This is a genomic window from Fructilactobacillus sp. X7R7C1 (assembly GCF_059901065.1).
Genome location: NZ_JBWXVF010000002.1, coordinates 280,348 through 302,462 on the forward strand (window position 1 = coordinate 280,348; position 22,115 = coordinate 302,462).

Consider the following 22,115-nt stretch of genomic DNA (forward strand, 5'->3'; position numbering starts at 1 on the left):
GATTTTCTCTATTATTTGAAATAACTTTTTTAACCACCAATTTCAGAAAAGGAGAAACAATTTTGACAACAATTGAACGAATAAAGAGACTTTCAAGAATGCGTGGATGGTCACTTCAGTTAGTGGCCCAGAAGGCTGGGATTGGGATTAACAATATTTATACTTGGAACAAGAAAACTCCTAGTACAAAAAGCCTTGGAAAAGTCGCCAAAGTACTTGGCGTGTCGATCGATTACCTATTAGGAAATACTAATCAACTTAACTATCACAATGATAGTACAAGTGCTAAATCAAAAACTAATGAGACAATTGATCTTCCTCTCATTGGCAGCATTGCTTGCGGAAAACCAATCTTTGCTGAACAGAACGTTACCGCGTACTTTCCAACTTTAAAAGAAGGACTGCCAAGTGGTGAGAATTTCTGGTTAAAATGTGACGGAGACTCAATGGCTCCTACCATTCAAAACGGATCGTACGTTTTAATCCATTATCAACCAGAGGTGGAGAATGGTGAAATTGCCGCTGTCCTATTAAACGATAACGACGAAGCTACTCTTAAAAGGATTAGTACTCAAAAAGACCAAACCGTCTTAGTTCCTGATAATAAGGAGTACCCACCGATTATCTTGAATAAAGATAATCCAGGCAAAATCATTGGAAAAGCAATTCGGATGCAATCTGAATTATAAAAGCTCAATAACACAAAAAGACTATCAAAACTTGTAATTTTGGTAGTCTTTTTGTTTTGTAATACTACTTATAAAGGCGAGTACAGGATTTGAACCTGCGCGCCGGCTATAAACCGGTTCGCCGGATTTCGAGTCCGGTGCATTACCACTCTGCCAACTCGCCAAAATTAACACCACTTAAGTATAATCATAAAAGAACCGATAATCAACTTGAGAAGTGTTTTTAATTTAAAACTTAATCATATTTAATCAGACTGAGAATATCATAGTCTTTAATCTTATCGCGACCCTTTAAGTCCATTAATTCGACAATAAAAGCCGTTCCAACTACTACTCCACCAAGATCTTTGACTAACTCAATGGTAGCTTCAATGGTACCACCTGTAGCTAGCAAATCATCAGTCACAAGAACTCTCTGACCAGGTTTAATCGCATCATCATGCAAATAAAGTGATGACTGACCGTATTCCAAACCATATGTAGCTTTGACAGTTTTACCAGGTAACTTCCCTTTTTTTCTTGCAGGAGCAAATCCAATTCCAAGTTCATATGCAACGGGACATCCAACAATAAAGCCACGCGCTTCGGGACCAACAATCATATCAATGTTCTTACCCTTGGCATAGTTGACAATTTCGTCAGTAGCTTGACGATATGCTTCGCCACTTTCTAGTAATGGAGAAATATCTCGAAAAGTTACACCTGGCTCTGGAAAATTAGGATAACTTGCTACATAATCCTTTAAATTAAGGACCATAAAAAATACTTCCTTTCTTATTATCAGTTCCCAATCTTATTAATTATTTTCACCAAATCACTTGGGGAAACGTTAAAAAGAGCATCTTCCACCTTTAATTGCTCTTCTCGCAATTGGTACGTGGGAGAAGTTGACAAGCTTTGCTTGTTTGGATTACTGATACCATTCAAAATTCCATCCCGAATGGTGATAAATCCCAGTTCATTAAATACCTGCAACATGAAAACCAGAATATTGGTTGGAACCTGCAAATGGTTTGCAACCTCACCAACATTCTTTGAAATTTGCACATTTTTATTAGTTTCAACGAACTTAAATAGTTTAGCATACTGTGAACGTTCTGGCATCCCTAAATTTAAAATATGATTCTTTTTATATAAATACAATATAATTTCAGGATTTTGGAAATGATTAACAACGCTTTTTAATTCACCAAGTGTTTCAGGACAATCAACAAGATAAACTACCCCATTCGTAATATCTTTTTTAACACCCGAAGCAAGCATAGCTTTAGAATTTTTACCAACATATGATTTTAATTGTTGATACAAGTTACGATGAAAGAAAATATACGTTCCCTCATTTACAAACATTGACTTAGTTAAGGTAGTGGTCCGTTTGTCAATAACAACGGTTCCGTCAACTTTAAGATCATCAACCATCAACTGAAGATTAGTACGACCTTTCCACTCATTTTCATTCAAGGTCGCTGCTACGTTAATATTAGCTGACAATTTAGAAACTTTAGTAGCAACATCACCCATCCCAAAGTCAATTGCAGAAATCCGTGAATGATTGCCAACAGCTTGAAATTTAAGGTGATCATGGGCTTTCCCAATTGCCTGAACATTAGTTAAAGCAATCGGATCAACATCAAATCGGGGGCATTCATTATCAGTCCCAAATGGACTCAAAGTTTGAATTTGTTGAAATAACTTTTGATCAATTTCATCTGGAGTAACTTTAAAATCAATTTTTAAAGTTGGCTTTTGTGATAAATCAACCTGCTGTTTTGCTGCTGACCGTTCAAACCGCTCAGCTAGTGTTTTTAAATTATCAGCTGGAACCGTTAATCCAACTGCCATCGCATGTCCACCAAATGCATCCATCAGATCGCGTTCACTATCTAAGGCTTTAAAAAGATCAAATCCTTTGACACTTCTTCCGGATCCCTTGGCAATCTTATTTTGGTCATCAACACTGACAACAACCGTCGGCTTATGAAATTTATCTTTAACTCGACTAGCTGCAATACCTAAAACCCCAGTATGCCAATCCTTTCCCACAATTAAAAGGGTTTCTCTCTTCTTATTCTCAGGTGAATCAGCTTGAGCGATTGCCTCGTCCGTAATTGAACTAACCAGTAACTTCCTCTGATCATTTTTTTGCTCAGTCTTCTTAGCTAGTTCATTAGCTTGATCGTCGTCAACCGTAGTAAGCAAATCAACTCCCATATTGGCGTCACCCATCCGTCCAAGTGCATTCAATCTAGGAGCAATGTTAAACCCAATGTCCTGTTCATCAACTTTTTCCAAATCAATCCCAGATCGTTTAATAAGGGCTTTTAATCCAGGTCGAACCGTCAAATGAATGACATTTAATCCAAACTGAACGAGTGCCCGATTCTCTCCGGTTAACGATACTAAGTCAGCAACCGTCCCGATTGCGGCTAAATCTAGTTTATCTTGAGGAATTTCATCCATTAATGCCGTCGCCAACTTAAAAGCTACTCCAGCTCCAGAAAGATACTGAAACGGATATTTAGGATCGCCCAACTGAGCGTGAACGATTGCATAGGCGTTTGGCAACTTCTCTGGTAATTCGTGATGATCGGTAATAATCACATCACAACTTAATTTATTAGCTGCCTCAATTGCATCAAAGCCAGCAACTCCATTATCAACAGTAACAATTAACGAAGTTCCACTATCAATAATTTTTTGAAAGGCCTTCACATTTGGACCGTATCCATCTTTAAACCGATTAGGAATATAATAATGAACCTCTGCCCCCATCTCAACTAACGTTTCATATAAAATGGCGGTACTAGTAAGCCCGTCAGCATCATAATCCCCATAAACAGTAATTTGTTCACCGTTTTCAACTGCCAACTCAATCCGATCAACCGCTTTTTGCATATCATGCATTAAAAAGGGATCGTTTAAGTCACTAGTATCCGGGTTTAAGTAATGTTGAATCTTATCGATATTATCATAACCACGTTCAAACAGTAAGCTAACAACTAACGGTTCAAGTCCCAAATCATTAGCTAGTTGATTAACAGCATCTTGGTTAAGATTATTTTGTTTTAGTTCCCAATTATACTTTGAAGAAAGCAAATATGGATCCTCTTTTCACTATTTTTCGTTGTCCTTTTGCTGTTTATTAATTACATCTTCAACGTTTCGATTATCTTGATTAACCTTTTGTTTACTAATTGAATTCTTTAACTGCATCTTTAGAGAATCAATTTGTTTATTTAAATCATTAATTTGTCCCTTTAATCCATCAATGGTTTTCTGTGAATCACGATTTTCTTTTTTCCGTTTGGAACCATTTTTAAATGAACTGATCATTGATAATAAGAACATGATTAAAGCCCCAATTAGTAATGTCAATAATAAGACTAAGATTAACGGCATTTTAACCGTCGTAAAACCAAAATTAATCTCCGCACTTCCCATATTTAACAAAACAAAAATAGCGACAATCACAATCAAGACCATGCTTAAAATCATTGAAACTTGCTTTTTCATTGGGCATTCTCCTCTCCCTTATTAAAGGGAATATCAATAAAATCAAAATCTTTAACTACCTTGGTATTTGGAAAAACTTGTTGAGCCTGCCTCTGTAACTCATGAGCCATTTTAGCAGTATACCTTGCAGAAATGTGCGTTAATAATAATCGTTTTACGTTGGCATCCCTGGCGGTATTAGCAGCCTGGATGTTCGTAGAATGATAGTAATTGTGAGCTAATTTTGCTTCGCCCTTTCCAAAAGTACTTTCATGAACTAAAATGTCAGCATTTTGCGCTAACTTATTGATGGTATCAACTTTTCTCGTATCCCCTAAAATGGTAACAATTCTCCCCTTTTGGGAATTACCAATGTAGTCCTTGCCATTAATGACTCTCCCGTCACTAAGTTTAACCGTCTTACCTTCCTTAAGCTTTCCGTACAGTGGACCAGACGGAATATTATCCTCCTGCAATTTATCAACAAGCAGTTCACCCGGATGATCATGTTCAACAATTCGAAAACCCCAACTTTGAACTTGATGATCAAGCTTTTCCGCATAAACTGTAAACTTTTTACCGTCAAAAATCTTACCAGGCTGGTCCAGCTCTACGTATTTTATTTTATACCCTAACTTAGTCTGCGTCACTTGCAAACTAGTCTGAACGTAATTTTTGATTCCAAAGGGGCCATAAATGGTAACCGGATCATCTCCGCCTTGAAACGAACGACTTGATAATAATCCCGGAAGACCATAGATATGATCACCATGAAGGTGGGTAATAAAAATCTTATTAATTTTTCGCGGTTTTAACGTTGATCGCAAGATTTGTTGTTGAGTACCTTCCCCCGCATCAAACAACCACACGGAATTAATCTCATCCAACAATCTTAAAGCGACACTAGAAACGTTTCGAAACTTACCAGGAACTCCCGCACCAGTTCCAAAAAACTCTAATTGCATATCCTATCGTTCCTTTTTGACACTCAAATTTTTACACTCGTGAAGAATTACTATACAATTGTAGCATACCACATTAGCAATAATAAGCTGAATCTAGGTGATAACTTTGAGATTAAACGAATTTTACGTCTCATCCGAAGATTTAAATAATTCATATAAAATATACGTTGAAATTAATAAGGTTATTTTACCAGTTTTTGACATTGAATTTTCGCAAAATAAAATTTTATTAGTACCAAGCAAAAACAAACGGTCACTAACCTTGAATCAATTTAATACCCGGACAAGAGAACTTGATGATCATCTATCACTTTTTTGTAAAACAATTGAAACTCCAAAACTATTCGGTTATCGTTTAAAAAATGATGAGCTTATTTTTGGATAATAAAAGACGATACCACAAGTATCGTCTTTTATATTATTCAACATATGAAAAGGTAAAGTCCGAAATTGATACCAGATCGCCATTCTTAGCGCCGGCATCCCGTAGTGCTTGATCAACACCCATTCCACGTAATTTTCGAGCTAATCTTAACACACCTTGTTCATGTTCGGTATTGGCCATTTGAATTACTCGTTCAATCTGATGTCCAGACAGAACCCAAGTTCCATCTTCATCTTTTGTCAAAGTAAACGGCTTTTCATCCTCATCGGGACGGTAAATGACTTCCTTAGAATCATTAAGCTCGTTAGCACCCACAATTGGAAACTTTGGCGCCTTATCAAGTTCACTACTCGTTTCTCGAATGAGATCATTAAGCCCTGAATGAGTAATGGAAGAAATGGGAATAATTTTGCCATTAACGTGGTCATTATGTTCAGCTAATTCACGTTTAAACAACTTAAGATTTTCAGCTGAATCCGGCATATCCATTTTAGAAGCAACGATGATTTGGGGACGTTTCAAAAGACTTTTATCAAAATTAGCCAGTTCATGATTGATTTTTTCATAGTCATCATACGGATCACGTCCCTCAACTCCACTCATATCAACAACATGAAGGATAACTCGAGTTCTTTGAATGTGTCTTAAAAATTCAAAACCTAATCCCACACCCTTGGAAGCTCCCTCAATCAGTCCAGGCAAATCAGCAATCACAAAGTCACTTCCATCATGATTTCGTACAATCCCCAGATTAGGAACAATGGTCGTAAAGTGGTATTGAGCTACTTTTGGTTTTGATGAAGTAATTGCACTTAATAGCGTGGATTTACCAGCCGATGGAAAACCGACTAAACCAACATCAGCTAATAACCTTAACTGAAGTTCGATCTCCATTTCTTGACCTGGTTCCCCATTTTCAGCAATTTCTGGCGCAGAATTTTTAGGGGTGGCAAAGTGAACGTTTCCTCTTCCTCCACGACCACCCTTTACAACTACAACTTCATCGTTTGCTTTAGTCAAATCCGCAATTGGCTCGCCGGTCTCTGAGTTATAAATCGTGGTGCCATCGGGGACATGTACTACCAAATCCGGTGCACTTGCACCCGTCATCTTTTTGTTAGCACCATTCCCACCGTTTTTGGCTTTAAATTGTTTTTTATACTTAAAATCCATTAAAGTTGACATTCCAGTATCAACTTTGAAAACAACATTACCACCATGGCCACCATCACCACCAGAAGGTCCACCATTTGGTACATATTTTTCCCGACGAAATCCGACCATTCCGTCTCCACCTTTACCGGCCTTAACTTTAAATTTTACTTGATCTACAAACATAATTTCTCCATTTTCATATTAGTTTTTCATCATCTTGGCCACTGGTGCAACGTTCTCAAAGGTCAATTTTACCGTCTGAGCAACTTTCTTTGAAATACCGACTGCTTGAATGTCTTCGACACTAGCATCTGCAATGTTTTTGGTGGAACCGAATTTTCGCAAAAGTTTATTTCTAGTTTTGGGTCCCACTCCTCTAATACTATCTAACCTAGAAGTCATCGAATTCTTATTATGGAGTTGATGATGATAGTTAATTGCAAAGCGATGCACTTCGTCTTGAACCCTTTGAACTAGATAAAAGGCCTGGCTTTTCGGATTTAAATTAACGTGATGATCATTACTTCCGTAAAGCAAATCAGCCGTCTTATGTTTCTCATTTTTCACCATTCCAGCTACTGGAATGTGCAGATTAAGTTCATTTTCCAAAACATCAGTAACGGCATTCATCTGAATCTCGCCTCCGTCCATTAGGATCAAATCTGGCATTTCAGCGTGTTCCTTTAATAACCGTGTGTAGCGCCTTCTAATCACTTCGCGCGTGCTGGCAGCTTCATCGGCATGATCAACGGTTCTTAACTTATATTTTCGGTACTTCTTCTTATTCGGTTTCCCATCTTCAAATACTACCATAGCAGAAACCAAATCAGCACCCGAAATATGAGAATGATCAAAAGCTTCGATTCGTTCGAGATGACCAATTCCTAAAGCGTCGCCCAATTCATCCATTGCTCCGGTAGTCTTTTTGCGATCCATTTCCATTAACTTAAACTGTTCGTTTAAAACCAATCGCGCATTATGCTCTGCCATGTCCAAAAGGGCTTTCTTCTGACCACGTTGAGGGGTTCTAACTGGCACTCCGATCATCTTCGAAAGAACATCATGGTCGATTGAGTTAGGTACCAAAATTTCTTTGGGTGGAATCCGATCAGAATCGTTATAAAATTGAACGATATAGCTAGTCATCTCTTCATTGGCGGTACTGATAATCGGAAACAATTTTTTCTCACGTTTCATCAAACGTGCCTGCCGAATAAAGAAAACTTGTACAGAAAGCCATCCCTTATCAGCATAAAAATTAAACACATCTCGTGGGGTATTGTCATGTGAAATGATTTTTTGTTTCTCAACGGTCGCATCAATGTAATGCAGTTGATCGCGCAATTCAGCTGCCCGCTCATACTCCATGTTATTTGATGCCGTATTCATTCGTTTAGTCAGTAGTTGTCTAGCAGGTCCCACACTACCGTTTAAAAATGACTTGATTTTCTTGATTTGAGCATCGTACTCTGACTTAGGTACTTTCTTAAAGCAAGCCCCCAAGCACTGTCCCATGTGGTAGTACAAACAAGCTCGTTTTTGATACCCATTACAACGTCTGAGTGGATACATCTTTTGTAAGAAATTCAAGGTTTCATCTGCAGCATAGACGTTTGGATATGGTCCAAAATAATATCCACCATCATTTTTAACGGTATTAGTAATCAACATTCGGGGATCACGTTCATTAGTAATTTTAATGTAAGGATACCCACTGTGTCCTTGCTTTAAACGAACGTTATAATAAGGCCGATGCTTCTGAATCAAAGTGATTTCAAGTAAAAATGCTTCTTTGTCATTTGAAGTAATGATTGTCTCAAAATCAGCAATGTTTCGCACTAATTTGGCTCGTCTCCCATACTGAGTACTCTTGAAATAAGAGCGAACTCGATTCTTTAGGTTTTTTGCCTTACCAATATAAATAATTTTGCCATCTTTATCTTTCATAATGTAACAACCGGGTTGATCCGGAAGTAACGTTAATTTTCGTTCAATTAAATCAGATGCCATAAACTCCCTCCTTTCCGATAAATACTACTGTTACAATTATAATGAATTAGTTACAGTTTGTATAACAAACTGACATGAAATGATTTTTTTGCTATGATGAGTTTAAAGGAGCGATCGATATGGGACTAAAAATTAGAAGAAATGAAGATCTTGATGCCATGTTCAGTAAATTCGCTAAAGAGAATCCGAAAGATCCTAACCGTACCAAGTTTTTGAATCATAAAAACAAAGAAGACCAGCGCGAATCAAAAAAGAATAAAATATTAGATCAAGACAAAACCAAATAAACACAAAATCAGCTGTTCTCACAGCTGATTTTTTATTACTTAATTTGTTGCTCAATCCAGTTCCAAATTTGATCTGCTCCGACCTTGGTTTTAGCAGAGAACATTATCAGCGGTTCATCTGCTTCAAGCTCCAACCCTTTTCGCAACGTCTGTTCTTGTTTCTTGATCTTACTTTTAGGAATTTTATCAACCTTAGTCGCTACATAAAGCACGGGAATTCCATAATACTCTAACCAATCACGCATCTGAATATCGTACTCACTCGGGGCGTGTCTACCATCAATTAAATTGATCACTCCCCGGAGCTGTTCACGTTCCGTTAGATAAGTCTCAATCATTTGAGCCCATTTTTCCCGTTCTGTTTTAGAAACCTTCGCATAGCCATATCCTGGAACGTCAACAAAATAGAGTTCATCGTTAACGCGATAAAAATTCAAAGTTTGAGTTTTTCCCGGTTGGCCAGACGTATGAGCGTAATCCTTCCGGTTAATCAACACATTCGTTAGTGAAGACTTGCCAACGTTAGATCGACCCAAAAAGCCAATTTCTGGATATCCAGTAGTGGGATACTGTTTGGGATCAACTGCACTCATTACTAGTTCAACATCATTTACGTCCATTATTATCTCCGTTTAATTACTTTGTTTCGCTTTTTAAGACCATCTTTGGTTCTTTACCACTATTTACTGAATCTGGGGTAACAATCACTTCTTTAACGTCATCACGACTTGGAAGTGAATACATAATATCTCTCATCACACTTTCAATCATAGAACGAAGACCACGAGCACCCGTATTTCTAGCAATGGCTTTTTTTGCCATGGCCTTAAGTGCAGCGTCTTCAAATTTAAGTTGGACGCCCTCGAGTGATAAAAGCTTTTGGTATTGTTTTACTAACGCATTTTTAGGTTGAGTAAGAATCTTAACCAGATCATTTTCGCTTAACTTATTCAAAGCAGTCAAAATTGGAAGACGACCGATAAACTCTGGAATTAATCCAAAATTCATCAGGTCCTCAGGAATTACTTTTTGCATAATATCTTCATCAGCAACGTCTTGGGTCTCATGATTATCAACCCCAAAACCAATTGTTTTATCACCTAAGCGTCGTCTAACAATATCTTGAATTCCATCAAAAGCCCCACCAACAATAAACAGAATATTCTTCGTATTAATCTTAATAAACTCTTGGCTCGGGTTCTTTCTACCACCTTTTGGTGGGACATTAGCGGTCGTTCCCTCTAAAATCTTTAAAAGAGCCTGTTGAACTCCTTCACCAGATACATCTCTTGTGATTGAAACATTTTCGGCTTTTTTAGCAATTTTATCAATCTCGTCAATATAAATGATTCCCTTTTCAGCCCGATCAACGTCATAGTCAGCGTTCTGTAAGAGTTTCAAAAGAATATTTTCAACATCTTCTCCAACATATCCAGCTTCAGTCAACGTCGTAGCGTCAGCAATTGCAAAGGGAACGTTTAAAATTTTAGCAAGTGTTTGGGCCAGATAAGTCTTCCCCGATCCAGTTGGTCCAATCATCGCAATATTACTTTTCTGAATCTGAGCATCATCATAAGCATGTCGTTCTTGGTTACCATCTTCACTTTCATCATTATCTTCAGAATCATTCAAAGCCTTAATTCTCATATAATGATTAAAGACAGCCACCGCTAGCGTTTTTTTGGCTTCATCTTGACCAATCACATACTCATCAAGTTTTTTAACAATTTCACTTGGGGTAAGCACATTGATGTCTTCAGCATTGGTCTTGTTTAATTCATCACTCATGATCTGTTCACACAAATCGATACATTCATTACAAATATATACACCGGGTCCAGCAACAATTTTTTTTACTTGGTCCTGTGACTTTCCACAAAAGGAGCAAGTAATGGTCTCATTTTGATTTGAATCATCATACATGGTATCTCTCCTTTTTGTTAATTCGTTGTTAATTCGTCTCGTTGCCTGCAATTTGAAACTATACCATACTAATAGAACCTTTTAAAATAATTTGCTCTACAAAAAAAGACCCGCTCTAACAAGCGGATCCCATCTTGTATAAATTATTTCTTATTTTCTTTACTGGAATCCTTTTTTTCAGAAGCCTTCTTGGTAGTTGATTTTGGTTCTTCTTTAGCACTGTCAACCACAATGTCAACGGCTTTTTGAATACCAATATCATGTTTTAACATGTCATCAGATAATGCATTACGAACGGCTGTTTCTTCCATTCCGTATTGTTTAGCGAGGTTGCTAACTTCTTTTTGAATGTCTTCTTCACTAGGATCAATCTTTTCAGCTTTAACAATTGCTTCTAAGACCAAATTAGTTTTAACTCGACGATCTGCACCATCAGCAAATTGCTTCTTTAAGTCCTCTGGCTTAGTACCAGTGAGTTTGTAGTACATTTCAGCGTTAATACCCTGCTGCTGCATTCCAGCTAAGTACTGGTCCATCTGACGTTGAACGTCATCATTAATCATAACTTCTGGAATATCTTTAACACTAGCATTATCTACTGCTTCACTAATAGCCGTATTTTCCTTGGCATCATGAGCGGCTGATTCTTTTTGTTCCTTAAGTTCTTTTTTAACTTTGTCTTCCAATTCAGAAAGAGTATCAACATCTTCATCAACATCTTTAGCAAAGTCATCATCAAGCTTAGGAAGTTGTTTCTCTTTAACTTCATGGAGTTTAACCTTAAAGGTAGCTTCTTTGCCAGCTAATGACTTTTCTTGATAATCCTTAGGGAAGGTAACTTTTACTTCGACATCATCGCCAGCCTTTTTTCCAATCAATTGATCTTCAAATCCTGGAATGAATGATCCTGAACCAAGTTCAAGAGAATAGTTATTTGCTTTTCCACCTTCAAAAGGCTTGCCATCAACAAATCCCTCAAAATCAATGGTAACAGTGTCACCTTTTTTGGCAGGACGATCAACTAGAACAAGTTCAGTTTGAGATTGACGCATTTTATCAATCTTAGCATCAACGTCTTTCTTGTAAACTCGAGTACTTTCCTTTGGAACGCTTAGTCCTTTGTATTGACCAAGTTTAACATCAGGTTTGACACTAACAGTAGCCTTTAAGACCCAAGGCTTCCCTTTTTCAATTGAATCAACACTAACGTCAGGTTGACCAACGGGTTCAATGCCAGCGTCTTTAATTGCTTCACTGTAAGCATCTGGTAATAACAAATTCAAAGCATCTTGGTATAAAGCTTCTTCACCATACATTTGGTTAAATACTTGTCTTGAAACTTTACCCTTACGGAATCCAGGAACTTTAATATTTTTCTTATTCTTTTTGAAAGCTCGATCTAATCCTTCTTTAATCTTATCAAGACCAATTTCAAAAGTTAATTCCCCATCATTGGTACCTTTTTTCTTCCAATCTGCCATAACATTTCCTCCAACATGAAAAATATTTACACACTTTTCCAAGTAATAGTATTCAAATAATATTCTAACTTAAGCGTCCTCAAAAGTAAACAGCGACGCTAAAACGGCCATAGCAATAAAAAAGAGATTGAAGACATTGTCTTCAATCTCTAAATAAAAATACTAATTAATCATCGATTTCGGTAACAACACCGGCACCAACGGTATGTCCACCTTCACGAATAGTGAACTTAGTACCCTTTTCAATGGCAACTGGCTTAGTTAAGTCAACATGGAAAGTAACGTTGTCTCCAGGCATTACCATTTCAGTTCCCTTGTCTAATTCGATAACACCAGTAACATCAGTGGTGTGGAAGTAGAATTGAGGACGATAGTTTGAGAAGAATGGGGTATGACGTCCACCTTCTTCTTTGGTTAAGATATAAACTTGACCAGTGAACTTCTTGTGGGTTTGAATTGAACCAGGTGCTGCAAGAACTTGTCCACGAACAACTTGGTCACGATCAATACCACGAAGTAATGCACCGATGTTGTCACCGGCTTCACCCTTGTCAAGAGTCTTTCTGAACATTTCAAGACCAGTAACAGTAGTCTTCAATGTGTCAGGAACTAAACCAACAATTTCAACTTCGTCGCCGACTTTGATGCTACCACGGTCAATACGACCAGAAGCAACAGTTCCACGACCAGTGATGGTAAATACATCTTCAACAGGCATTAAGAATGGCTTGTCGTCATCACGTTCTGGAGTTGGGATGTATTCATCAACAACATCCATTAATTTCATGATGTTTTCTTCTTGTTCTTTGTCACCTTGAAGTGCTTTCAAAGCTGAACCACGAACAACCGGAACATCGTCACCATTGTAACCATATTCTGAAAGCAACTCACGAATTTCCATTTCAACTAAGTCGATCAATTCGTCGTCATCAACCATGTCAGTCTTGTTCAAGAAGACAACAATGTGGTCAACACCAACTTGTCTAGCAAGCAAAATGTGTTCACGAGTTTGTGGCATAGGACCATCAGTTGCGGCAACAACAAGAATGGCACCATCCATTTGGGCAGCACCAGTGATCATGTTCTTAACGTAGTCAGCATGTCCTGGGGCGTCAATATGTGCATAATGACGCTTTTCAGTTTCGTATTCAACGTGGGCAGTATTAATAGTAATACCACGTTCCTTTTCTTCTGGTGCAGCATCGATATCAGCAAAGTCTTCAGCCTTAGCCAAGCCTTTTTCTGATAATACTTTAGTGATTGCTGCAGTTAAAGTAGTCTTCCCGTGGTCAATATGGCCGATAGTACCAATATTAACGTGGGGCTTTGTTCTTTCATAATGTTCTTTTGCCATTTATGAAACCCTCCTGTCATTTTCGTAAGATAAACATCAACAAAACGCCAATGTCTCTTTATTATTAATTATACTACATTTCCCCTAAAAGGCAAAATTGTCACCTTTTTGGGAATTCACTTTCATATTATATCCACTGACAAATTATTTGTAAACCAGATATAGACAATTTCTTAAATTACTTTAGTAATAAATTCATGATTTTATCAATTTTCACTAACCAATGATCAATTGATTTCATTTTTTCATCATCCACTACCATATTCGGATTAATGATATGCCGATGAATAGCGGTTACCCATTCATCAGGTTCCTTAATCACATCATCAATAAACGGATACAAAATCTGAGCATCATATTCGGCCGCGTTAGAAATTTGCTGATAACGAATTGGATCATTTTGTCCATAGCGTTCCCTAATTTCCTTTTGCATTGCTTGATACGCACTAGAATCCAATTCATCAACAAGCTGTGATGGTGTTAAAGTATACGTTTTTCCATCCATCCAAATATATTTAACTGGTTTATCATACTTTAACTTAGCTAAATTATTAAGTAACTGATTTCTCCATACCGGATTGACATCTGGATCTACTAGGTTAAACTGTGCACCCTTCAAATATTGCTTATACGGGAGTTCTTCAGCCTTTTCCATTATGTCGCGCTGCTTGATTCCCGTTTGTCCACCCATGTGCATAAAATGCTTCAAGTTAGCCCGGTTAGATTCAGCTTGCTCATAGTCATTGATTCTCTCTAAAGATTCGATTTTGCTTTTGACATCATCCTTATCTAATACATCAATTGAATCAACAATTATTCGTAATGGGATAAACTTCCGGTTTTTTAAGTAAATATTTATTAATAATTTAACGTCATTTTCAACAAAATAATTAAAGTTATCTTCTAATAATCGATATGATTCAACGTACTTTTTTTCATTAAAGAGCGAGTGTCCCAACAAATCAATCACATTGTAATCGTCAACTTCATCATACAAAGCCAACAATTCCTGTGAACTTTTCTGATAATGTTTTTTCCTAAAGTCTGTTTGTGCTTTTTTTAATCTTGCCTTTTGATGATCATTCAATCTATTATCCTCACATAAGAAAACAAAAAAATTGAGCCGGGGCTCAACTTCTTTAGTCTTCTTGATCGTTTTTATTGTTAGCTTTTTTTCTTCTATGGTGTTGATTGACTTCCATAATAACTGGAAGAATCACTGGTCTTCTCCCAGTCTTTTTGTATAGAAATTGTCCAAGATCTTCTCTAACATCCTGTTTTAAATGACCCCAGTCAAACTCCTTGTTATTAAGGTTATTCTGGACTGCTTCAGATACAATACCAGCTGCTTCTTTAAGCAAGGATTTATCAGAATTAACGTAAACAAATCCCCGAGCCATGATTTTGGGCTCTGAAATAATTTTCTTCTTCTTGCGGTCGATAGTAACAACTGCCACGAAGACACCATCTTCCGATAACACTTTTCGATCTCGTAATACAATGTTTCCAATGTCTCCGACACCAATCCCATCAATCATGGTGTCAGAAGCTGGGACAGCTTCTGACAAAAACATGTTTTCACCATCAAACTCAATTACATCACCTTTAGCGGGTAAAATAACGTGTGATGGTTTCATCCCAACTTCCTCAGCTAGCTCTTTTTGTGCTTCCATTAATCGATATTCACCTTGGATTGGAATTAAGTAATCAGGATGAATTAAATTAAGGAGCAGTTGAAGATCATGCTTGCTGGCATCCCCTGAAATATTCTTTTCATCAGCAATGCTCGTGACCTCTCCACCAGCTTTATAGATCATATCGCGAGTCTTAGCCCATGGAGTGTCCATTGCACGGGATGGACTGGTAGCAATCAAGACCAGGTCACCTGGCTGAATATCAACGTCTCTGTCTCGGTTATCAGCCATTCTTTGAAGTGATTCCATTGGTTCACCGTTCTTACCGGTTTGTAGAATCAAAACTTCATGCGGATTCATTTGCTCTAACTCTTTTGCAGATTCAATAAACAAATCGTCAGAAGGTAACGTTAACTTGCCAAGTTTCAACGCAGTATCAATAACCTCTTCTAGACCCTTGCTGGTTAGATAAACTCTCCTACCTGACTTAGACGCAGCGTTTAATACTTCTTGAATTCTTAAAATATTATTAGCAAGACAAGCAACGATCACACGACCCTTCTGATAGTGAAAAGTTTCATAGAGATAGTCTCTGATCTCTTTCTCGTCAGTACTCTCTTCCGGATTGTCAGCATTTCTTGAGTCACTTAAAAGTGCCAACACGTGTTCTTTACCAATATCAGTAAGAGCTGAATAATCCGTTTTGTACCCGTCAGCAGCAGTCTGATCAAATTTAAAATCACCAGTATAAACAATGTTTCCGAGTTCAGTACTAATCACGATCCCAACTGAGTCAGGAATTGAATGAGTGGTATCAAAGAAACTAACCGTGCCATCCTCAAATACAATTTCGCTTTTACTATTAATGACGTGGAAATCATTAAATTTCTTAGTCTTCTTATTATCGGCAACCGCCAACTTTGCCAAACCAATCGTTAACTCCGTTCCAAACACGGGAACGTTAAATTCACTTAAAAAATATGGAAGTGCACCAATTGCATCTGCGTGACCGTGGGTAAGAAAAACCCCGACAATTTTATCGGCGTTATCCCTTAAATACGAAAAATCTGGGATTACAAAATCAATTCCTAACATTTCGTTTTGAGGGTATTTTAGTCCACAATCCAAAATAAAAATACTATTATCATTAATTTCAATGGCATAAAGATCCTTGCCATTTTCTCTCACTCCACCCAGTGGAATGATTTTGATGTTCTTTTTCATAATTACTTGTTCCTCTCAAAAAATTACTTACGATTAAAATTAACTATTTTATGCGAAGCTTGGCCTCTAAGCGCTCATGATATCTGTTAACAGTGTAACATATTTATATTAAGCACTAAATTATTTATGTATAAAAAAAGAGCGGAAAAAATCCGCCCTATTAAAATCAAGATTAACGACGTAATCCTAATTCCTTGATTAATTTACGATAACTTTGTACATCATTGTTACGTAAGTAAGCAAGAAGATTTCTTCTGTGACCGATCTTCTTCATAAGTCCACGTTGTGAATGAAAATCCTTTTTGTGGGTCTTCATGTGTCCATTAATTTCATTAATATCAGCAGTCAGTACAGCAATTTGTACTTCTGTCGAGCCCGTGTCACCATCGTGTTGAGCAAACTTTTTAATAATATCGTTCTTTTGTTCTTTAGTTAAAGCCATTATTACATTCCACCTTTCTAATCTAATCCCTCAATCTGAGTAATACGTCAGTGACTCGCAAAACTAAGATTAAGTTACTTATTTAATATAACCTAAAAGAAAGCGTTATTCAAGTTATCATTAAAAAATTAGTCTTGTTTTTAGTGCTATTGCAATTAATCAATGGATTTTGTATAATTAGGAACGTCAAAAGATGTGAATAATTGAATTTATTTCACAAGGTGGAGGTGAACTTAATGCCAGTAATTAAATCTGCTATCGAACGTATGCGAACTAACGAAGAAGCTAGAAAGAAAAACGCATCTCAAAAGAACGAAATGAGAAGTGCAATCAAAAAATTCGAAAAAGCTGAAGCTTCTGGTGCCGATGATTTAGATAGTGTATACCGCAGTGCTGTTGCAGCAATTGACCATGCAAAATCTAAGGGTCTTATCAAAGCTAATAACGCTAACCGTAAGAAGTCTCATTTAGCAAATAAACTTGCTAAAAACGATAACTAAAAAAAGAATCCGATTAATCGGATTCTTTTTTTATACTCTGATTTAGTTTAACGGCAAACATTTCAAACAACAATTCTGGATCAATACTCGTACTTTTCAGTTGCTCTTCAATTTCTACCAAACTAATATATGCATCTCGTAGATATTCTCTAGGATACTTGCGATTGTTCCTGATTGCTAATTTTACTCGATACGGATGGACCCGTAAAGAACTTGCTAAATTCCCCTGACTATAGCCAAAATAATCTAAAATTTTAACTTGCAGTAATAATCTGAACTGACTAACTAAAATTGCATTGATTTGAATTGGCTCATGCTTCTGAGAAATTAAATCATGATAAAACTCGATTGCTTGCGTTGTTTTACCACTCATTAAATAATTAATTAAATCAAAAACGTTTTGATCCATCGATTTTGATACTAACGAATCGACCGCATCAAGCGTTATTTTTTTATCATTGATTTTGTATAAAAAGAGTTTATCTAATTCATTCATAACACTAGCCAAATTACCCGAAGTTCGAGAAAGAAGTTCTTCAAGTGCATTTCGATCGATCGAATATCCACTGTTCTTAATCTTACTTTGCACTAACTGCTTAATTTCCCTTTCAGAAAACCGATTTAAGTCGATTACTTCCGCACGTTTTAAAAGCTCCTTACTAACCTTTTTTCTAGCATCTAACTTTTGATATGGAGCAAAAAAAGCCAAAGTTGTTTCATCAGGAGCATTCTTCAAATAATTTATGAGTTCTTCTGAATGATGAACGGTTTTGCTTTTATTTTTTTCACCGGTTAAAAAATACGGATTCTTAATGAAGACTAGTCGTTTTTTTCCAAAAAAAGGAATTGACATCGCATCATTTAGTGCAACGGAAAGCGATGTTTCTTCCATATCATAAGTAGCAAAATTCATTGTCCGTTCATCATTTGGGATCAGAGACTTTAGTTTCTTTTGAATTATATCGATCCAATAATCATCATTTCCAAGGATTAAATAAATTGATTTAGGATCACTATCAATCTGATTAACTTGTTCTACGACACTCAACGACGTGCCACCTTCCACTTTGTTTCAAATTTTCCAATTTTGTTATTATTTTTGAATTTATATCTAATCATACCATTCTTTTTGGTACTGATAATTGCAACATGTTGTTGGTTCATTGTATCAATAGTTTCCTGATTTGGATGATTATAACGATTATGACGACCCGCAGATATCAGAGCAACTTTAGGATTAATTGCCCTGATAAATCTAGGATCGGATGAAGTCCTACTTCCGTGATGACCTAGCTTGATCACATCAACTCGCAAATCAGGATATTTTTGGATAATCTTAAGTTCTTCCTCTCGGTTCAAATCACCCATAAAAATCCACTTCAAACCGCCAATTTTACCAAAAAGTACCATGGAATCTTGATTTTCACCAGACCCACTTTTCATCGGATGAACAACTTGAAATGGGGAATTTTTAATTCGATTTCCAGTCTTGGCATCAAGCAACTGAAACTGTCCTTGATACGGTCTAATTCGCCTTAAAAAGCTTTGATTATTAGTCATCCCCCACGGAACATAAACCCGATCAACCTTCATTTTACTTAAGAAGGCCGGCAAATCACCAACATGATCAGCATCTTGATGACTTAAACAAACATTATCAAGTTTTGAAATCCCAATGCTTTTTAAATATTGGATTGAAGTATCATTGGCTTGATAAATTTTGGCCCGCTTCTGTTTGCCAAAGAAATTAGGCTTTCCACCAGTGTCAATCAACGTAATCGAACGATTAAATGGCTCTCTAACAAGAAAACTATCCCCTTGATCAACATCAAATGCATCAACTTCTCCATTCATTGGAAAATGAATCATCACAAAACCAATGCTAAAAAATAACACTAAAAGAATCATTCGCTTCATAGTTACTTTTTCAATGAGTAGTAAAGAAATTATTACCATTAATAAAACGATCCATACGTTTAGTTTCCCGATCACCAAATTTCCTGGAAGCCTTGAAAGAAAATTTAAAAGCTGGTCAAATGTCTTTAAGGTTGTATCAATTAATGAAACAATCAAATCAAATTTTAAAAATGACAGCAAATATCCAATTAACACAATCGGAAATATAAAGGTTGAAAAGAAAGGGACAAATAACAGATTGGCAAACAAAGATAATGCATGCCATTCATACATATGATACAAAATAATCGGTAAACTAATTAAGTTAAGTAGGATAGTTTGTTTTAAAAACCCACAGTTTTTCGTCAGGATTAACCCAAGTGATAATAAATATGAAAGCTGACACCCAAACTGAAAAATAAACAATGGATTAATCAGCAAGTTGATCATCACCGCACTGGACCAGATATCTAAGGGAGATATGTCAAGATACACTTTATCTAGACCCAAGCGTTCTTCGGCCATTATAATTGCCCGAAGTAAACTAGCTCCTGCACCAGCAATTACAAAGTAAAATGGAAGAAAAATGATTAAGAATGAATTAACCTGCTCCCTTCTCAATCGCAAAGTCGTCATAATCCACGTAATCAAACCAATTAAATAATAAACGTGCATCCCCGAAATTGTGAATAAGTGGATGAGGCCCAAGCGTTGGACCCCGGTCAGTTCTTCTCTAAAATCACTACTCCGACTTCCATAAATGATACCCAAAACGTACATCCGTAGATGTTTAGGTAATTGATCACACGTTTTAATCATTTGAAACCTTAAGTCGTGAACCCGATCACCTAAACCTTGATTGCTACAAATCTGACGGTATTTAATTTGATCACATTTAATTTCACTCACAATTCTCTTAGCGCGATTAAAACTCTTGGAGTCAAATTGAGCAAAATTGGGTGGTGAATCAATCAAACTAAGTTGGCCATCAATCATAAATTCGCTGGTGTGATTAAGATGAAGCAAAGCATCTTTTTCACTCTTATTTTTTACAAACCCATAAATTAATACCCGCTGTTTTAGCCGGGGAATTTCTACAACTCCACTATACGTATCTCCATGAAGCTGTAATTCATCTGGATGGACCTTAGCTATCCAAATCGAAGTCGTTTCTGTCTTAGGTATCACCCTAACTTGTCGGTTAATGTGATTTTGCCAAATTCCAAAAAATATCAGTGGAATTAGCAGTGAGATGACACTTTTTGAAAAGAAACGGGGAATTCTTAAAAGAAAGATACGAATCAACCATAAAATTAATAAAACAATTCCAATTACGTGATTTCCAAAAAATGCGAATGCACCAAGCACCCACAAAATGGATGTAAAAACCAAAAAATTCTTTTTAATTATTTATCGACGGATAAGAATGATTCAAACGGTAGATTATTAACATCATTTTGATTAACATCAACTTTTTCTAAAGAGACATGTTTCATGTCCAATAACTTTTTAGCATACTCACTGTTATGATAATTTCTTAAATACTTGATTTTAATGATCCCGGCCTGAAGTAACATCTTTGTACACTGCAAACAAGGTACATCAGTGACGTATAACTCAGCATTATCAGTTGACTCACCAAACTTAGCACATTGTAGAATGGCATTCATCTCGGCGTGGATTGTTCTTTGACAATGACCATCTACTAAATAACACCCTTCGTCAATACAATGGACATCTCCTGATACTGAACCGTTATATCCACAAGCAATTACTCGCTTATTTCGCACCAATACCGCACCGACAGATCGTCGATTGCATGTACTTCTGGACGCAACTAACATCGCTTGCAACATGAAATATTGGTCCCACGGAATCCTCTTCTTTTTCATAACTGTCATCACCTTCACTAGAATAGTTAAATCTAGTATACCAATATTTATCTATCACAGTTGCTTCAAACAGTAATCGAACTTTTCAAATTTGCAACGGTCTTATCACCAAATCCAGGAACGTTTTTCAAGTCCTCAGGCTTTTTAAATGGGCCACTTTGTTTCCGATAAGCAATTATTTTATCAGCCTTCTTATCACCAATCCCATTTAGCTGTTGAAGTTTAGCTTTATCTGCTTCATTAATATTAACCTTTCCGCTATCAGAACCCTTATCACTTCCAGCCGAATTGCCTGATGAATCACTAGCAACTTGATTGGTCTTTGGTAATCCATTAATTTCTCCACGAATTGGGACATAAACAACCTGTTGATCAGACAATTTTTGCGCCAAATTAATGTGTTTAGCATCCGCTGAACGATTAAAACCACCTGCTAATTCAACTGCATCAGAAACACGCATGTTTTTACCAACCTGATAAACTCCTGGTTTATTAACTGCTCCCTTTACATCAACATACACTTGTTGGTGATCATCATTCCCATTGCCTGCCGAATTCTCTGCGGTTGATTTAGTAACGTTTTTTCTGCGATTTGCTTTGGCTGTTGTTTGCAAATTAGTACGTGGTGCTTGCCCGCTACTATTTTGAGATGCAAAAACACAATATCCCAGCAGTCCTACCACAATAATTATCAATCCTCCAATAATTCTGTACTTGTATTCCTCAATAAATTCATATAACTTATCCATCTTTCTCTCCTTTCACATTTAAATACGAAAAAAACAC

21 protein-coding genes and 1 tRNA gene are annotated in these 22,115 nt (G+C 36.7%); 4 read left to right on the forward strand and 18 right to left on the reverse strand.

Features of this window, described 5'->3' with window-relative positions; all coding sequences use genetic code 11:
• The first annotated feature begins 62 nt into the window (after nt 1-62).
• Nucleotides 63-689 (forward strand): helix-turn-helix domain-containing protein, encoded by a 627-nt coding sequence (locus AC6UDC_RS04375; protein WP_500695563.1) that lies wholly within the window; start codon nt 63-65, stop codon nt 687-689.
• Nucleotides 690-763: 74 nt separating this feature from the next.
• On the opposite strand, the gene AC6UDC_RS04380 is transcribed toward AC6UDC_RS04375, so the two are convergent.
• The 5 genes from AC6UDC_RS04380 to rnz all read right to left on the reverse strand — a co-directional run bounded on the left by AC6UDC_RS04380 (nt 764) and on the right by rnz (nt 5,146).
• A tRNA-Ser gene (locus tag AC6UDC_RS04380) sits at nt 764-852 on the reverse strand.
• Between the two features lie 72 nt (nt 853-924).
• A complete protein-coding gene (locus AC6UDC_RS04385) occupies nt 925-1,446 on the reverse strand; it encodes an adenine phosphoribosyltransferase (protein ID WP_500695562.1) in 522 nt (173 codons plus the stop codon).
• A 23-nt stretch (nt 1,447-1,469) separates the two neighbouring features.
• A complete protein-coding gene (recJ, locus tag AC6UDC_RS04390) occupies nt 1,470-3,785 on the reverse strand; it encodes a single-stranded-DNA-specific exonuclease RecJ (protein WP_500707058.1) in 2,316 nt (771 codons plus the stop codon).
• 18 nt (nt 3,786-3,803) lie between these two features.
• Entirely contained in the window at nt 3,804-4,202 is a 399-nt protein-coding gene (locus AC6UDC_RS04395) for a LapA family protein (protein ID WP_500693882.1), read from the reverse strand.
• The gene (gene rnz, locus AC6UDC_RS04400; RefSeq protein ID WP_500695560.1) at nt 4,199-5,146 is read right to left on the reverse strand and encodes a ribonuclease Z; all 948 of its coding nucleotides are present in this window, start codon (nt 5,144-5,146) and stop codon (nt 4,199-4,201) included. Before rnz ends, AC6UDC_RS04395 begins: the two co-directional genes overlap by 4 nt.
• 106 nt (nt 5,147-5,252) lie before the next feature.
• Between rnz and AC6UDC_RS04405 the strand changes: the two genes are divergently transcribed.
• A complete protein-coding gene (locus AC6UDC_RS04405) occupies nt 5,253-5,531 on the forward strand; it encodes a hypothetical protein (protein ID WP_500693884.1) in 279 nt (92 codons plus the stop codon).
• 33 nt (nt 5,532-5,564) lie between these two features.
• On the opposite strand, the gene obgE is transcribed toward AC6UDC_RS04405, so the two are convergent.
• Both obgE and uvrC read right to left on the reverse strand, forming a co-directional pair.
• Nucleotides 5,565-6,869 carry a GTPase ObgE gene (gene obgE / locus AC6UDC_RS04410; RefSeq protein WP_500701151.1) on the reverse strand — a complete coding sequence of 435 codons (1,305 nt, stop codon included), beginning with the start codon at nt 6,867-6,869 and terminating at the stop codon, nt 5,565-5,567.
• 18 nt (nt 6,870-6,887) lie between these two features.
• The gene (gene uvrC, locus AC6UDC_RS04415; RefSeq protein ID WP_500696613.1) at nt 6,888-8,696 is read right to left on the reverse strand and encodes an excinuclease ABC subunit UvrC; all 1,809 of its coding nucleotides are present in this window, start codon (nt 8,694-8,696) and stop codon (nt 6,888-6,890) included.
• Nucleotides 8,697-8,815: 119 nt separating this feature from the next.
• On the opposite strand from uvrC, the gene AC6UDC_RS04420 reads away from it, so the two are divergent.
• A complete protein-coding gene (locus AC6UDC_RS04420) occupies nt 8,816-8,983 on the forward strand; it encodes an SPJ_0845 family protein (RefSeq protein ID WP_500695557.1) in 168 nt (55 codons plus the stop codon).
• A 35-nt stretch (nt 8,984-9,018) separates the two neighbouring features.
• Here AC6UDC_RS04420 and yihA read toward each other — a convergent pair whose 3' ends face one another.
• The 7 genes from yihA to rpsO form a co-directional block, all read right to left on the reverse strand.
• Nucleotides 9,019-9,603: a ribosome biogenesis GTP-binding protein YihA/YsxC gene (yihA, locus tag AC6UDC_RS04425; RefSeq protein WP_500721487.1), complete on the reverse strand. Its 585-nt coding sequence runs from the start codon at nt 9,601-9,603 to the stop codon at nt 9,019-9,021.
• A gap of 16 nt (nt 9,604-9,619) precedes the next feature.
• Nucleotides 9,620-10,906, reverse strand: coding sequence for an ATP-dependent Clp protease ATP-binding subunit ClpX (gene clpX, locus AC6UDC_RS04430; RefSeq protein ID WP_500695556.1), 1,287 nt, complete (start codon nt 10,904-10,906; stop codon nt 9,620-9,622).
• A 143-nt stretch (nt 10,907-11,049) separates the two neighbouring features.
• Nucleotides 11,050-12,387: a trigger factor gene (tig, locus tag AC6UDC_RS04435; protein ID WP_500721490.1), complete on the reverse strand. Its 1,338-nt coding sequence runs from the start codon at nt 12,385-12,387 to the stop codon at nt 11,050-11,052.
• A gap of 166 nt (nt 12,388-12,553) precedes the next feature.
• Nucleotides 12,554-13,741: an elongation factor Tu gene (gene tuf, locus AC6UDC_RS04440; protein ID WP_500693891.1), complete on the reverse strand. Its 1,188-nt coding sequence runs from the start codon at nt 13,739-13,741 to the stop codon at nt 12,554-12,556.
• Between the two features lie 178 nt (nt 13,742-13,919).
• Nucleotides 13,920-14,828, reverse strand: coding sequence for a hypothetical protein (locus AC6UDC_RS04445; RefSeq protein WP_500721494.1), 909 nt, complete (start codon nt 14,826-14,828; stop codon nt 13,920-13,922).
• 52 nt (nt 14,829-14,880) lie between these two features.
• Entirely contained in the window at nt 14,881-16,599 is a 1,719-nt protein-coding gene (locus tag AC6UDC_RS04450; protein WP_500699406.1) for a ribonuclease J, read from the reverse strand.
• A 172-nt stretch (nt 16,600-16,771) separates the two neighbouring features.
• The gene (gene rpsO, locus AC6UDC_RS04455) at nt 16,772-17,041 is read right to left on the reverse strand and encodes a 30S ribosomal protein S15 (protein WP_500693894.1); all 270 of its coding nucleotides are present in this window, start codon (nt 17,039-17,041) and stop codon (nt 16,772-16,774) included.
• 236 nt (nt 17,042-17,277) lie between these two features.
• On the opposite strand from rpsO, the gene rpsT reads away from it, so the two are divergent.
• On the forward strand, nt 17,278-17,541 hold the full coding sequence (rpsT, locus tag AC6UDC_RS04460; protein ID WP_500695552.1) for a 30S ribosomal protein S20: 264 nt from the start codon (nt 17,278-17,280) through the stop codon (nt 17,539-17,541).
• Nucleotides 17,542-17,554: 13 nt separating this feature from the next.
• Here the strand turns inward: rpsT and holA are convergent, their stop codons facing one another.
• The 4 genes from holA to AC6UDC_RS04480 form a co-directional block, all read right to left on the reverse strand.
• Nucleotides 17,555-18,589 carry a DNA polymerase III subunit delta gene (holA, locus tag AC6UDC_RS04465; protein ID WP_500693896.1) on the reverse strand — a complete coding sequence of 345 codons (1,035 nt, stop codon included), beginning with the start codon at nt 18,587-18,589 and terminating at the stop codon, nt 17,555-17,557.
• A complete protein-coding gene (locus AC6UDC_RS04470) occupies nt 18,586-20,625 on the reverse strand; it encodes a DNA internalization-related competence protein ComEC/Rec2 (protein WP_500721496.1) in 2,040 nt (679 codons plus the stop codon). Before AC6UDC_RS04470 ends, holA begins: the two co-directional genes overlap by 4 nt.
• Nucleotides 20,626-20,843: 218 nt before the next feature.
• Nucleotides 20,844-21,329: a ComE operon protein 2 gene (locus tag AC6UDC_RS04475; RefSeq protein WP_500695550.1), complete on the reverse strand. Its 486-nt coding sequence runs from the start codon at nt 21,327-21,329 to the stop codon at nt 20,844-20,846.
• Between the two features lie 65 nt (nt 21,330-21,394).
• Nucleotides 21,395-22,078 carry a helix-hairpin-helix domain-containing protein gene (locus AC6UDC_RS04480; protein WP_500693899.1) on the reverse strand — a complete coding sequence of 228 codons (684 nt, stop codon included), beginning with the start codon at nt 22,076-22,078 and terminating at the stop codon, nt 21,395-21,397.
• Nucleotides 22,079-22,115: the final 37 nt, after the last annotated feature.

Bases quoted from the DNA above. Each gene is read 5' to 3' on its own strand.
- AC6UDC_RS04395 (WP_500693882.1), bottom strand. From the start codon at position 4,202: ATGAAAAAGCAAGTTTCAATGATTTTAAGCATGGTCTTGATTGTGATT.
- AC6UDC_RS04420 (WP_500695557.1), top strand. From the start codon at position 8,816: ATGGGACTAAAAATTAGAAGAAATGAAGATCTTGATGCCATGTTCAGT.
- yihA (WP_500721487.1), bottom strand. From the start codon at position 9,603: ATGGACGTAAATGATGTTGAACTAGTAATGAGTGCAGTTGATCCCAAA.
- AC6UDC_RS04450 (WP_500699406.1), bottom strand. From the start codon at position 16,599: ATGAAAAAGAACATCAAAATCATTCCACTGGGTGGAGTGAGAGAAAAT.
- tuf (WP_500693891.1), bottom strand. From the start codon at position 13,741: ATGGCAAAAGAACATTATGAAAGAACAAAGCCCCACGTTAATATTGGT.
- rnz (WP_500695560.1), bottom strand. From the start codon at position 5,146: ATGCAATTAGAGTTTTTTGGAACTGGTGCGGGAGTTCCTGGTAAGTTT.
- rpsO (WP_500693894.1), bottom strand. From the start codon at position 17,041: ATGGCTTTAACTAAAGAACAAAAGAACGATATTATTAAAAAGTTTGCT.
- obgE (WP_500701151.1), bottom strand. From the start codon at position 6,869: ATGTTTGTAGATCAAGTAAAATTTAAAGTTAAGGCCGGTAAAGGTGGA.
- tig (WP_500721490.1), bottom strand. From the start codon at position 12,387: ATGGCAGATTGGAAGAAAAAAGGTACCAATGATGGGGAATTAACTTTT.
- AC6UDC_RS04385 (WP_500695562.1), bottom strand. From the start codon at position 1,446: ATGGTCCTTAATTTAAAGGATTATGTAGCAAGTTATCCTAATTTTCCA.
- rpsT (WP_500695552.1), top strand. From the start codon at position 17,278: ATGCCAGTAATTAAATCTGCTATCGAACGTATGCGAACTAACGAAGAA.
- clpX (WP_500695556.1), bottom strand. From the start codon at position 10,906: ATGTATGATGATTCAAATCAAAATGAGACCATTACTTGCTCCTTTTGT.
- AC6UDC_RS04475 (WP_500695550.1), bottom strand. From the start codon at position 21,329: ATGAAAAAGAAGAGGATTCCGTGGGACCAATATTTCATGTTGCAAGCG.
- uvrC (WP_500696613.1), bottom strand. From the start codon at position 8,696: ATGGCATCTGATTTAATTGAACGAAAATTAACGTTACTTCCGGATCAA.
- AC6UDC_RS04480 (WP_500693899.1), bottom strand. From the start codon at position 22,078: ATGGATAAGTTATATGAATTTATTGAGGAATACAAGTACAGAATTATT.